General features: G+C 33.2%; 16 protein-coding genes and 1 pseudogene. 5 read left to right on the top strand and 12 right to left on the bottom strand.

Annotated elements, in window-relative coordinates; genetic code table 11:
* From RR45_RS10035 to RR45_RS10010, 6 genes and pseudogenes are all read right to left on the bottom strand, one after another.
* Positions 1–903 (bottom strand): annotated as a pseudogene (locus RR45_RS10035) (hypothetical protein); the annotation flags it as partial.
* Positions 887–1,546: a TnsA endonuclease N-terminal domain-containing protein gene (locus tag RR45_RS10030; protein ID WP_031367188.1), complete on the bottom strand. Its 660-nt coding sequence runs from the start codon at positions 1,544–1,546 to the stop codon at positions 887–889. The gene RR45_RS10030 and the pseudogene RR45_RS10035, both read right to left, overlap by 17 nt.
* A 116-nt stretch (positions 1,547–1,662) precedes the next feature.
* Positions 1,663–2,307 (bottom strand): ABC-2 transporter permease, encoded by a 645-nt coding sequence (locus tag RR45_RS10025; RefSeq protein ID WP_031367189.1) that lies wholly within the window; start codon positions 2,305–2,307, stop codon positions 1,663–1,665.
* On the bottom strand, positions 2,297–3,046 hold the full coding sequence (locus tag RR45_RS10020) for an ABC transporter ATP-binding protein (RefSeq protein ID WP_031367190.1): 750 nt from the start codon (positions 3,044–3,046) through the stop codon (positions 2,297–2,299). The genes RR45_RS10025 and RR45_RS10020 overlap by 11 nt, the downstream gene beginning before the upstream one ends.
* A 30-nt stretch (positions 3,047–3,076) precedes the next feature.
* Positions 3,077–3,535: a helix-turn-helix domain-containing protein gene (locus RR45_RS10015; RefSeq protein ID WP_031367173.1), complete on the bottom strand. Its 459-nt coding sequence runs from the start codon at positions 3,533–3,535 to the stop codon at positions 3,077–3,079.
* A gap of 172 nt (positions 3,536–3,707) precedes the next feature.
* Positions 3,708–4,940 carry a Fic family protein gene (locus tag RR45_RS10010; protein WP_031367172.1) on the bottom strand — a complete coding sequence of 411 codons (1,233 nt, stop codon included), beginning with the start codon at positions 4,938–4,940 and terminating at the stop codon, positions 3,708–3,710.
* 158 nt (positions 4,941–5,098) lie between these two features.
* Here RR45_RS10010 and RR45_RS10005 point away from each other — a divergent pair, with 158 nt between their 5' ends.
* The 3 genes from RR45_RS10005 to RR45_RS09995 are packed head-to-tail and all read left to right on the top strand — an operon-like array spanning position 5,099 to position 7,427.
* On the top strand, positions 5,099–5,821 hold the full coding sequence (locus tag RR45_RS10005) for an SMODS-associated NUDIX domain-containing protein (protein WP_031367171.1): 723 nt from the start codon (positions 5,099–5,101) through the stop codon (positions 5,819–5,821).
* A gap of 17 nt (positions 5,822–5,838) precedes the next feature.
* Positions 5,839–6,984 carry a nucleotidyltransferase domain-containing protein gene (locus tag RR45_RS10000; RefSeq protein WP_072353679.1) on the top strand — a complete coding sequence of 382 codons (1,146 nt, stop codon included), beginning with the start codon at positions 5,839–5,841 and terminating at the stop codon, positions 6,982–6,984.
* A 2-nt stretch (positions 6,985–6,986) separates the two neighbouring features.
* On the top strand, positions 6,987–7,427 hold the full coding sequence (locus tag RR45_RS09995; protein WP_072353680.1) for a type II CBASS E2 protein: 441 nt from the start codon (positions 6,987–6,989) through the stop codon (positions 7,425–7,427).
* 180 nt (positions 7,428–7,607) lie between these two features.
* Here RR45_RS09995 and RR45_RS09990 read toward each other — a convergent pair whose 3' ends face one another.
* Complete coding sequence (locus RR45_RS09990) at positions 7,608–7,880, bottom strand: bacteriocin immunity family protein (protein ID WP_072353681.1); 273 nt, start codon at positions 7,878–7,880, stop codon at positions 7,608–7,610.
* 13 nt (positions 7,881–7,893) lie between these two features.
* Positions 7,894–8,223 (bottom strand): lactococcin family bacteriocin, encoded by a 330-nt coding sequence (locus tag RR45_RS11455; protein WP_244148317.1) that lies wholly within the window; start codon positions 8,221–8,223, stop codon positions 7,894–7,896.
* 275 nt (positions 8,224–8,498) lie between these two features.
* On the opposite strand from RR45_RS11455, the gene RR45_RS09980 reads away from it, so the two are divergent.
* Together RR45_RS09980 and RR45_RS09975 are read left to right on the top strand one after the other, a co-directional pair.
* Positions 8,499–8,804, top strand: coding sequence for a bacteriocin immunity family protein (locus tag RR45_RS09980; RefSeq protein WP_031367166.1), 306 nt, complete (start codon positions 8,499–8,501; stop codon positions 8,802–8,804).
* A 2-nt stretch (positions 8,805–8,806) separates the two neighbouring features.
* Positions 8,807–9,394 (top strand): recombinase family protein, encoded by a 588-nt coding sequence (locus tag RR45_RS09975; protein ID WP_031367165.1) that lies wholly within the window; start codon positions 8,807–8,809, stop codon positions 9,392–9,394.
* Positions 9,395–9,441: 47 nt separating this feature from the next.
* Here the strand turns inward: RR45_RS09975 and RR45_RS09970 are convergent, their stop codons facing one another.
* From RR45_RS09970 to RR45_RS09955, 4 genes are all read right to left on the bottom strand, one after another.
* On the bottom strand, positions 9,442–9,648 hold the full coding sequence (locus RR45_RS09970; RefSeq protein ID WP_031367164.1) for a hypothetical protein: 207 nt from the start codon (positions 9,646–9,648) through the stop codon (positions 9,442–9,444).
* Between the two features lie 104 nt (positions 9,649–9,752).
* Entirely contained in the window at positions 9,753–10,595 is an 843-nt protein-coding gene (locus RR45_RS09965) for a ParA family protein (protein WP_072353682.1), read from the bottom strand.
* A gap of 117 nt (positions 10,596–10,712) precedes the next feature.
* Positions 10,713–12,044, bottom strand: coding sequence for a RepB family plasmid replication initiator protein (locus tag RR45_RS09960; RefSeq protein ID WP_031367162.1), 1,332 nt, complete (start codon positions 12,042–12,044; stop codon positions 10,713–10,715).
* A 294-nt stretch (positions 12,045–12,338) separates the two neighbouring features.
* On the bottom strand, positions 12,339–12,758 hold the full coding sequence (locus tag RR45_RS09955) for a S24 family peptidase (protein ID WP_072353702.1): 420 nt from the start codon (positions 12,756–12,758) through the stop codon (positions 12,339–12,341).
* Positions 12,759–13,139: the final 381 nt, after the last annotated feature.

Below are 13,139 nucleotides of genomic sequence, written 5' to 3'. Positions count from 1 at the left end.
TAGATTTTTTGGAAAACTTTGCAACAGAACCGCTTTATGAATGCAACTAAGGACATCCTGACTATTATAGTTTCGACTAGTTGTTAGATGATATCCTAAAATACAACGAGTTGCTCTATCTATAATTACTAGTAACCACGGTCTGATCACCTCCACTTGGAAAGTATCGCCGTTAATGTCGGTGGCAGTCACCACAAATTTTGCATCTAACCAATGACCATCCAATTCAACTTCAGCATAAGGACGTGTAACTTGTGGTAACAAGCTCACAGGTTCTCGATTTTCTTTTGAGCGTTGATAAGCCTCGTTCCCCTCTTTCTTCATTGACTCCTCATAGTTATCAGCATCAAGCTTTTTCAGATAATTGTAAAAAGACCGCTTCGCTTTATCAGAAGTATTGAATGGATACTCAAAATCCTTAACTCCCAATGTCCGTAACTCCTCAATGAAGAGTTCATACTGAGTAATCCTCAACATCCTTGTAGACTTCTTTTTGTTTCGTCTAAAGTGAGTATCCCCAATACTTTGTTCTAACGACGGATAGTTCAGTAGCAATTGTCTAAAAGCTCCCACATGAGATTTGTCAGTAACAGAATCGTAGGATATCCGTTCATATTTTTTATTTGAACGGTTCAAAATTCCTTCGTATTGATAAATTTCATACTCATTTTTCATTTGGAGACACCTATCTAGTACCGAATAGAATCTCTTTTTAGATAAGTTGAATTTTGTAAGAATGCTAGAAACTTGCTCTTCTGATGTCAGATACAAATAAATGGCGTCCTTAAGGCGAGAAAACTCCAACTGCTTATCAAATGGCACATTTTCAATAAGAATTGGATTCCACAACTCTGGATTTAATAACTCTTCGGGAAGTTTGTAATATTCAAGCTTTCTTCGCAATACTTTTTACCTCCATATTCGAGTTTAAATGTTCTGATGAAATTGGTAACGAAAAGTTTCCCCGATGAAATCCATGAATTACCTGGCAGATTATTTTTTCTAATGGCATTTGTACAAAATTAGCAATTACTTTAATTGTCTTAGACTCATCCTTAAGCAGTTGTGTGATTATCTCTATGGTACTTTCATCTATTTTTTCGCTCTGAATGATACTGTGAAACTGCATTAGATTAGATATTTCGATTTCTCTTCCAAGTAATGACTCCTCAGTAAACAACTTATGATTATACCCATTTTTCTTGCACCAAAATCGTTGTGCTTGGAGCTGTTTTTTTACCTTCGGTTTTGTTAAATCCTTGGAATATTTACACTCTACGAAGATTTCGTTTCCAAACTCATCAATTGTAACTAAATCAAAAATTGACTTTTTTACTCCGTCGTCTAGTTCAACCGATATTTTAGGAGCCTGCTCACAAAGAAATACAATAGATGGATCGAATTCAGAAAAGAGATAATTATAGTATTCAAGATTACTGAATAGAATTATTTTCCTTCCAGCTTTCACACTGTATAAGATCCACCGATTATTACCAAACTTTCGCATAGCACTATAATTATTGAGTGCAGGAGTATAATCTGTCATAAATTTCTCCTCTTTATAATAATGTCTAAATAAAAGGCACAATTACTTCGGCCAACACCGAAATAACTGTGCCTCATTTTTGTTTTACAAGTTAAAACCTGTTTATTTTTTTAACATTACAAATCCACTTCACTAAACCGTTTAGTTGATATTTTAAAACTCCACATTGTGAAAATTATATAAATGGTAACTCCTAGAATTAAAATTGGTAATTGTTTTACTAACAGTTCCTGACTTGTTCCGTCTAACCATTGCAATTTCGGAAAATGAACGCTTACCTCAATTAATAATTCAATTAAAATTATTGGCACCAAAGCTTTCAAAAAAGCGATTCCTGCGTTGTATGCTGTCTTAAAAAAGGAAGACAAGAATATAAGGTTGAAGATGGTGAAAATAATAAAGCCAAAACCATAAAAGGCAATATTGGCGTCAATTCCAACAGGATTGTTATTAGGTATTAGGGTATTCTTTATAATTGCACAAATAATCGAAATAAATAATGAGGCTAATTGTGTCACAATCACAACTAAATACTTGCCTAAAACAATATCACTTTTTTTGATTGGTAATAGCGACGAAAAATAAATGTCATTTGTTTCTCGACCGTACATAAAGCTGATATATATTCCTATGCAGCTGAAAACAAATATCATCGTATAAGGGTACGCAGGAATTAGAACTAAAGCGCCCATTGCTGAAAAGATATAAAGGTTCGGATGTGCTGCCAAACGTAGCTCTTTATATAAGAGATTAGAGATCATAATGCTTTTCCCCCTCAACTCGTATCATGATTTCCTCAAGGCTCAATGGGCCTGTTTCACTAGGTCTTTTGAGGTAACTAAAACTATCCATGAATTCCTTTTTTAAAGCGCTTTTTAATATTTTTCCATCTTTAATGTAAGAAATCGAATCGGCGCATTTTTCGATATCAGAGGTAATGTGCGTAGAAAACAAAATACTTCTTTCACCCGTAGCAACAATCTGAGAAAATAAATTCAGTAAATCATCCCTTGAAACAGGATCCAAGCCACTGGTGGGTTCATCTAAGATTAGTAATTCAGCTTTATGTGATAGAGCTAGTGCAATCATGAATTTAACTTTCATCCCTGCAGACAACTCCTTAGGTGCCTTGATGGGGTCAATTTCAAATTCTTGCATATATTTTTTAAAAGCTTGATGATCCCAAGTATCATAAAAACGGCTCATAACGTTAGCAATCTGTTCAGTTTTCTTCTGCTGGTAAAAGTCGATACCACCAAGGACTACGCCTATCCGTTTCTTTATTTCCAACTCATGGTTAATCAGATTCATACCAAAAATATCTACCTCACCAGAATTTGGCGTTACTAAATTTAGAATCGATTTAATTGTTGTACTTTTACCGGCACCATTTTTCCCAATAAATCCCATAATTTGTCCTTTTGGTAAGGAAAGATTTACATTTTCTAAGTTAAACTTAGGGTACTTTTTAGTTAAATTCTTAACCTCTAACATATTCACCTCAACAACCTCCTTGATAAATGAACTTTTTTACTCTACATCCCCTGGCTTTGTAAAAAAAGAGCGCCCAGATTCTCTAAAAAAAACTCTATCTGAGATTAAAGCAATCCCCTCATTTCCTTTGCTAGTATCACCTAAAACTATCAGTGTATCTCCAGGGATTAAATTCATTATGTCTCTAGCTTTCTTAGGTAAAACAATTTGGCCCCTTTCACCAATTGTGACGGTTCCAAAAAAGTACTTATCTTTAGGCCCAATAGGCATACCTTCTTTTTCAGGATTAAAGCGGACTAAATCATTTAACGACACATCGAAGAGTACTGCCAACGCATCACAATTCATAATATCTGGAAGAGTTTCTCCTGACTCCCACTTAGCAACGGCTTGTCTAGAAACGTTAATCTTTTCAGCGACTGCTTCTTGGGACATCGAGTACTTATTTCTCAAAAACCTTAAGTTTGTAGCAATATGATTTTCCTGATTTATCATACTTTTCACACCTCTTAATTGTATTTTATGCTTCGGGGACTGTAAAGAACACCAACTGAAGTTAACGAATTTTGTTAATTTTGATTGTCAATTACTATTGTCTACAATAGCGCTAGAAAACAAAACCTCTGATATCTTCAATTCAGACATCAGAGGCACTCACTTCTATAGATTACAAATTTATTTTTTCCAAAACTGAGTCTGATAATTTATGGATAGCAGGTTTTTGCTTAACTTTAATTAAGTACCCAAGATCAGTCAACTTATCCAGTAATTGATTCATTTTGTATCTCGAAAAACCCAAAAAATTTGCAATAGTAGAGTCCTCCAAATTTTGATAACTAGCAAAAACATAGTCTTGAAGATATCCATATAACACATTTTTTTCATTTCCCTTTATATCTTTTACAGACTTAAGATAATCATCTAAAACATTCATCTTAGCAGTTGCTTCTTTTAATTGATTCAAAGAATTATTCTGTCCTTCAAGAATTATTTCCAATAGATCTTCGATGAGATGAGTTACCTCACCCTGATTTCTCGGATTAGAAACTTCTAGTAACGCATCATAATACTTCTCTCGATTTTTATTAATAGAATTCGATATTGAAACTCCAGTAAATAAATCTAATTTTCTAGCTAAGTACGAAGATATAATAAATCTGCCCAAACGACCGTTACCATCATAAAACGGATGAATATATTCCAAATAATAGTGGGAAATAATACATTTTTCTAAAAATGGATAATCTTTTGAGTTCATGAAGAAGATAAGTTTCTCCAAACTATTTATAATTTCCTGCTCATTTGCATCACCTATATGAGCAATTGAATCGTCTTTCTTTCTTTTTAATGATACCGGAAGATCTCTAAATAATTTTCCATCCGGCCACTCAGTTATACTTTGTTCATCTTCAAATAATGAGTTATATATATCTCGAAAATCCTTTGGTTCCTTAATTGACAAATAGGTTTCTTCGTTCATGAGACTCATATACATATTTACAATCCCCAAAAAACGTTTGTTAGTTCTTGTCTTTTTTTCTCTCATTAGTATTGTCTCGCTGATTTCCATTTTGGAACTTTCAATTCCTTCTGTCTCATTTGAACTTTGTATTTCATCCGTAATATTTGAAGCGATTATATTGAACTTTGCAACACCAGGTAAATTCGCTTCTAAATTTTTCAGCTTCTCAGAATTATATCTGATTTCTTCTTCTTTTCTTAACATTGACGGTAATGGCAAATAAAATAATTCGAAAGTCTCATCCAAGATTCGTTGTTCCCTAAAAAAAGGATGAATCCTGATGTTTGTTTTTATCGTAGTATATGAATTAAATCTTTTACTATACTCTTCTTTAACATCGCCATCGTATGACAAAATCCTTAGTTTTTCATATTTCAAAGCAAACTCCTCGTTTCTATTTTCAAAAAATTGACTTTTTTAAAAATATAGTGTATACTTACAATATAATTAAATCAAAAAAACTATATTTTGTCAAGATAATATAGAAATGACTTTTTTTATTTCCATATTTTGCGACGAAATACTTTGGAGGAAAAATGAACTTTATTTTTAGTGAAATTATCAGCGGTGTCATTGGTGCGATAGTTGGTGGTATCGTTACCGCAATTTTTACAAATCGAAAATCAATCCGAACTCGCCTCAAATCTTGGTGGATTGGAAACAAAAAGATTCGGATGAGTATTTCTTATCTTTTCAGTATTAGGGACGATGAAGGAAATTACTTACTTATTAAGGGAAATCGCATTCAACAATATCAACCAATAGGTGGCGTCTACAAGTACTTTAAATCCTTCCAACCAATCAAATCAAAATTAGAAGTTACGGATGAAATAAATAAAAATTTCTATGATCCTGACGACTTGCGAATTTATCTTCCTGGAAAAAATCTTATGAAATTAATCGAGTGGTTTAAAACTGGGGAAAATCGAGAAACGGTCATCACTCGGGAATTTATTGAAGAAATCATTGCTCCTGGACTTCTTAATATTACTGACCTAGAAAATATTGATTTTGAGTACATTCATCGCAAAGAATCCGGGCTTAGATTTAGTGATCACTTTGAGAAGGAAGAATACCTAATCTACGATGTTTTCAAAGTATCTTTTTCTAAAGAAGTTTTAGCGAGACTAAAGGAAAACTCTGAAAAAAATCCAAATTTCTTATGGGTTTCTCAAGCAGACATAGACACGAAAAATACTTACATTGAGGAACAAGCTATACAAATTGGTGAACATGCGAAATACATTACAACATGTTAAAGAAGGGGGTAAACATATTGTTAGGTACGAGTAACGAAACACTCAAACAAATATTCCGAGCCTTAGCGGACTCATTAAACGTCTCAGAAACAACAACTAAAGAAATTATTGCTTCTTATGAAGCAGTTGGTACCTACTTAGGTAATCTTGAAGAAGATTTGGATATCAAAATTTCGCCACAAGGATCAATGGCACTTGGAACAATGATTAAACCCCTCAGCTCTGACAATAACGGCGAATACGACGTAGATCTCATTTGTCAGTTAACAAACGGAGAATCACTAACACCTGAACAGGTTAAACACATCGTTGGCAATAGGTTACATGAAAGTCCGCGGTACTCAAAGATGCTAGATCCCGAAGGGAAACGCTGTTGGACACTGAAGTATACTGATTTTCATATGGACGTCCTTCCTTGCACACCATTAAGTTCTGAAAATTCTAATTCTATCAGAATTACCGAGAGACTTGACAATAATACTTACAAAGATGGCATAAGTAATCCAAAAGGCTATATCGAGTGGTTTAAAGCAAAGATGCAATTAGTTTATACAGAGGCTTTACAAAACTATGCCGAGAAACGCAATGTTGAAATTGAAAAAATCCACCTTTACAATTTGCGTACTCCTCTCCAAATGGCTATTCAAATTTTGAAGCGCCATCGAGACATCATGTTTGAAGGGGAAGACTACAAGCCTACTTCTATCATTATAAATACCTTGGCAGCCCGCGCTTATGGTAATGAAGGGAATGTTTATGATGCCATTTGCAATATCTTAGAGAATATGGAGCAACACTTTACTATAGGTCCAAATGGGGAATACCAAGTATTGAACCCAACACGTCGAGAAGAAAATTTTGCTGACCGCTGGATTGCAGAGCCCAAAAGAAAAGATGCTTTCTTTCGATGGTTACAGATGGCTAAAAAAGACATTGTTGAGGATCCCTTGAATTTTATTGATGGTTTGGATTCTTTAAAAAGCCGTCTGTCTGAAAGCTTTGGTGCGCAGGTGACTCAAGATACTTTTGAGGCATATGGAAGAACCATGTTAGACAATCGGGTTAATAACCGCATCGGGGTAAACTCGAAGGGTAATTTAACCAATAAAAAATCATCCGCAATCATTCCGGTCACTAACCATACCTTTTTTGGGAGTGTCTGATCATGAAGAGTAGTTCACTACAAAAAAAGACACTTCCTCAACAATGTCTGGCTTTAAAGTCGCAGTTTCCAAATGCAAAAGTTCAATTTAATAGAAACAAGATGACTATTAAACTTTTGCTCCAGCCCACTGAATTATCAAGAGAGTATCTTTGTGAATTCATAGTAGAGCGCTCCGGACGATGTACCGTATGGGTTTCAGGAGATATGAAAAAACTTAATGCAGTTGATTTCCCTCATAAATACAAAGTCGATATGAAAAATAAAAAGGTACAAGTCTGCCTATACCACCCATCAAAAGATGAGTGGAATCCAACCCATTGGTTAAAAGATTCCCTCGTTCCATGGACCTGTGAATGGCTCCTGTTTTATGAGTTATGGTTATCAACAGGAGAATGGCTTGGTGGAGGTGAACATCCATCGGCCGAATCTGTTCAAGTCTAATGAAAATGAAGATTCTGGAAACATTTGCCACATTCGTTTTGAACCATCAACGAAATTCCATTAAAATCGTGCAATAAGTTTCTTATTTGTCTTCATCAATGCATAAAGTCCCCCAAATGCTTTCACAAAAAGTGAAGGCATTTGGGGGACTTTATTTATAAAAGACTACATATCTACGTTTTAACGACAACAATTAGTGTTCACCGCACATCGTATTTTTTTATAGAAATTTAATGTAGGTTCGGAAAGTTTCGAACTTATAACAAATGGAAGAAGAGCATTTCTAAGATGAATCAGTTCAAATTCAATATTTTTTGAATTTTGAATCCGCTCTTTATATTTTAACAGTATTTCTTTTTCGTCTATTGTTAATTCAACATCTTGATGAAGAAGTTTATCAATAGAATTGAGTATTTCAACCTTCTTCTCATCATTTTTTTTACTCTTAAACATAAAGTACTCCTCTCTACCAGTTTATACCCTGAGCGTTAAAAACATAAATAGCTGCACCCATTGCACCTCTTGTTTGTAAAAATACATATTTATGATTTACTCGGTCATAATACAGTACTCCAGAACCTGTATTTTGAATGTAGGTCAGGTGCGAAGTATTTGTCCAATATCCACCACCTTGAAACTCAACATTCATACGAGGTGTAATTGTCAGAATTGGATTTGAGACTGTAGCTTTATCTGAGGAAGTAACAGAATCAGCAGAAGCTGCAGTTGAGTAACCTACTGCAATAACTGCTGAAGCAAGTGCAAAAGCAATAAACTTGGTTTTATTTTTTCTCATATAGAGTCTCCATTAATTTATAACTCTATTGTAGAATTTTCTGACTATTTAGATAGTAATAAATGTTAACACATTTCATAAAAATAATCTATCAATTTGAGTAAAATAATTTTAGAAGATTTTTTGATGGACAACAGGGTATACTCTATTGTCTTGTTTTTATTTCTTTAATAGAATAGGTTTATGGATAGACAACTGACTTGTGCATTTAAGTACTAGAATTCTGTATTATTTAGTTAAACTATGTTATTATATATTCATTAAGGAGAATTAACATGACTAAAAGAGAAAAAGAATCTAATGAAATTTTATCGCAAATATATAATTTAGTTTTAAACCCTGATATTAACACTTATGAAAGAACTCCATTATTAAATGCAAAAAATCGCCTAGAGAAGAACGAATACTTTCCCAGAGTAATGAAAGATTTGGAATTTGATTTAAGGCCTTATGCTATAAAATCTAAACTATCATCTTCAGTTGCTAAATTTTATATGTCTGCTTCAACTGCAGGTAAGTTTGATAGAGAACTAGGGCGTGGATTAGCAGCAACATCGATAACTTTCGGTTCAATTTTATAAATATGGCAAAAATAGGGTATGCACGTGTATCGAGCAAAGAACAAAATCTTGAGAGACAACTGCAAGCCTTAGAAAGCGTTTCTAAGGTCTTTTCAGACAAAGTAAGTGGAGCTACTACCGAAAGACCACAATTACAAGCAATGCTTGACTATATACGTGAGGGCGATATTGTGGTGGTTGCTGAATTAGACCGACTTGGGCGTAATAATAAAGACCTGACTGAGATCATGAATATCATTCAACAAAAAGGCGCTACTTTGGAAGTATTAAATCTTCCCTCTATGAGTGGCATTGAAGATGATAATTTAAGACGACTCATCAATAATCTTGTTATTGAGCTTTACAAGTATCAGGCTGAGTCTGAAAGAAAAAGAATAAGAGAACGGCAAGCGCAGGGAATTGTACTTGCCAAAGAAAACGGTAAATTTAAAGGTGGCAAGCCTAAATTTAGCGAAAATGACCCTCGCCTTCAGCTAGCTTTCAAACTTTATCTTGAAGGTGCTACTGAAAAAGATGTAGAAAGACAGACAGGTATCAATCGCAGGACATTTCAAAGATACAGAAAAAAGTTCAATATTCATAGAACATAAAAAAGCCATATAGGCTTTTATTTTTTGTCTCACGAAATCGTGACGGTTTATTGTTTATACTTTTCAAGAAATTCTCTTATAGCTTGTTCTGTATTATCCTTAATATTTGTTCCGTTTAATGCTGAATATATTTTCAGTTTCTTGTGTAAATCTTCGTCAATTTTAACTAGTTTTGTTGTTTTTTTTATATTCTCCTTTTTTTCAAAAGGTGTTTCTATTTTACCTGTTTTTTTTATAAAATCGTCTAATCCCATAATTAAGTCTACCATTTCTGTTGTTTATTTGTATTTTAATTTATTTATATATCTGTATCTTTGTATCTTTGTATCTTTGTATACTAATACACTTGTCAATTTATTTACTTATCTAGTCTATCAAGAAATTCTCTAAAAACATCAAAATACATTGATAAGACCTGTTTATCATACCCTTTATTTTCTGAAATACCATTTGTTCCCCATGACATCACTCTTGCACTATACTTTATAATACTCTCAAATGTTAAATCTCCAAAGGTGTCATAGTATTTTTTTAAGTATGATTTATTAGTTGCATTATCATCTTTTGTTAAATAAGGAACTATACCTAGTATTTCAACTTTGTCATTATACTGTCTCATGTCATTAAGATAGTTTAAATATGAAATCGTATTTTCATAACTTTCTTCTTCTGCCTGAGTTGGCGCCACAACATAATCACTAGCGACAATACAATTATGTGTGTATAACGAAGTAGTAGGTACGCTATCAAATATAATTAAATCAAAGTCCTTTTTTAAATCCTCAATTAGGTATGAGTATAAGTAATACTCATTGTTTTGGTTTAAATTTGTTCGAGCAAATTTATCAAGTGTAGCTAGCTCCCAATCTCCTTGAATAATATATAGATAATCATCAAGTTGTGTAATGCAGTTCTCTAAACTATTATTTCTAATTCCCTGCATAAAACTCAGTGAGGCATTTTTTTTAACCTCAAAATTTTTCATCATTTTTTTGGTCAGTGTTCTTTGAGGGTCGCTATCAATCAACAACACTTTAATTTTTAACTGAACCATTATATATGCAAATATAGCAATCAAAGTTGACTTTCCTACTCCACCTTTAAAATTGTTTAAAGTAAGTACAATCGCTACTGGCAAAGACTTAATTTTATTAACAACACCTTCATGGTATTTTGACAGAGACCACAATGTTTTATTCATTTTCTTCCTCTTTCGTTTTTTGTTTACTAATATAGTATGCTACAAATATACTAGTTTGTCAATATATAAATATACTAGTATACTAATATATTTATATATAAAAAGTAGGAGATTATCCTACTTTTTCATTGAGTCTGAAAGTTGTTTTTTTATTCTCTCTAGTTCCTTTTGTTCTTCTGGAGTCGTTTCATTCACATATGCAGATTTATATCTGTGGTCAGGTATTTTATTTCCATTGACAGCTTTAACGTTTCCCTTTGTCTTGAGGTACCTTGTTTTATCTTCTTCAGGTTGCTTTGTATCACCACTTTCTAGGTAGCGCATAACAGCCGTTTTTAGGTACTTAACAAGGTTTGGTTTAGAATAGTCCAATTTCTTGTTTGAAACGTATTCTAGGTGTTTTTTGACACCTTGTAACCCTACTATTTCTTCAAGTTGTTTATAGAGTGGATAAACTTCAAGTTGAAGATTAGCCATTAAAGTAATATCTTGCATATCAAATGGAGATAATAAACTACTTTCTAAAAGACTAGTGGTATAGAGACTTTGCATTGCTTCAGCAAATAATGCCTGCTGATTTACTTCTTTATCTGCCTTACCTTGCAAGTATGCAGAGTCTTGTTCTCTTATCTTGTACTCGCCATTTAATTCTTGTGGCTGACCTTTCTTCGTTATATGGAACTGTATGTTATCGATTGTCCGCCCTTTTTTTATTTTGTCATAAGTCACAAAAAAATGTGTATGTGCATTAATTTCTTCCAATGGTCTTTTAAGTATATCATTGTTAAATCTTGTAAATTGTTTACGAGAATTTACTGTATCAGTTAATAGTCTTAATTCTTTGATTGAAATAGAGGGATTGCTGTACTGTTCCAATTGTTCTTCTCTTCGTCCGCCCTTTGCCTTGTAATGCTCATACTGGTTATAGTACATAGACAACCACTTATAAAGAATAATCGAATACTTGCTATTCAACTCCATAACATCAGATAGGGCATATTGCGTAAAGTTCTTTTTCAAGTCAATCAAATAAGGCATAATTTGAGGTTGAAATTGGATCGTTACTTTGTCATTATAATCAGTCCATTCTACAAAAGGGATAGGCACAATGCTTTTAAATTTATATCCCTTATCCTTTTCTTCTTTGATTTCAAAAAAGGCTTGCTTTTGCATTTTCTCAATGGCTTGTTTAAACCGAGAATGTTTATCATTATCTGATACCTCAAAAAAGGCAAAGAGTTCTGTTTTTGAAAGATAGATGATATTGTCCTTTGGTGGGTTATCCGTATCAATACAGGACACCGCTAATTCAAAAATCTTCAAAGGGGTCTTATCCATTTTCGCTATGCTTGTGATAAGGTCGTTATGTTCCACGACTTTTCGCTTTTTCAATTCGTCCATAGACTTCACCTGCTTTTTTTGTTCTTGATTTTCTGTTATACTAGACATATAAATACGCTCCTTTTCGTGTTTATAGGTGGCATAGAGAAAAGACTTTTCCGAGTGAATTTCTCTATGCTTTTATTATACCACGATTGCGTATCATTGAACAGTTTTTTGATACGCTATACACAGTTTTTTGATACGCTATACACAGTTTTTTGATACGCTATACACAGTTTTTTGATACGCTATAATTCAAAATACCCTTATAAATATTGACTTTTATTATACGCAAAAGAACAAAAGACAAATATATATAAGATAAATAAAGAAAGAGGCTATTTCATAGCCTCATTTTTTTTATTTTATTTCTATTGGTTTAAAACTATCAATAACTTTTCCGATGAGCCTTAAATTTTCTGTATTCTCCAAAAGAATATCAGGATATATTAGCTCCCCATTATCGTAAGTATCTTTATTCAATGACTCCAATCGAACATGAGTATCCTCAATATGAATTTTTTTAATATACACTCTTTGATTTGCTATATCATCAATCACACACACACAACCATCATAATCATTGACGTGTGTTTTTCTGATTAATGCAATATCTCCACTATGAAATTTGGGTTCCATTGAGTTACCCTCAATTTCAGCTGCATAATCATATCTAACATCTTTATCCCAATATACTGTATAAGTTTCTTGTTCATCTGTGTAGCCATTGCCATACCCTGCCGATAACGACTGTTCAGATATGACTTGGTACGGTATCAAAATTACCTAAGTGCATTTTTAAGGGGCAAGCCCCCTTTTCTCTTTCGAGAAAATTCCCCAAAGTTCAAAAGAGGGCTAAAAGGAAAACTAAACGAGGTATTCAAGTTTTTGATTGCCCATTTTGACATCAAACGCAAAACAAACTGACCGTTATATCGTTAAATACCCCTAAAACGTCGTATAAGCGATTTTTAGATGATATGGCATAATTTATCCAGAAAGCATTTAAGCGCTCTAAAAAAGCCCTTAAATTGAAATCTAAGGGCATATATATAGTTTCTCAAGAAATTTTTTTCAATTTTCCACCAAAACCAAAATATTTAGTCTCTTTTCTGTATATTTAAGCAACCGGTTCTGTTGCGAAGTTTGAAAATCAAACGA

This window comes from Pseudolactococcus chungangensis CAU 28 = DSM 22330, assembly GCF_002441885.1.
Classification (GTDB): Bacteria; Bacillota; Bacilli; order Lactobacillales; family Streptococcaceae; genus Pseudolactococcus; species Pseudolactococcus chungangensis.
This window is presented reverse-complemented; position numbering and strand designations above follow the sequence as displayed.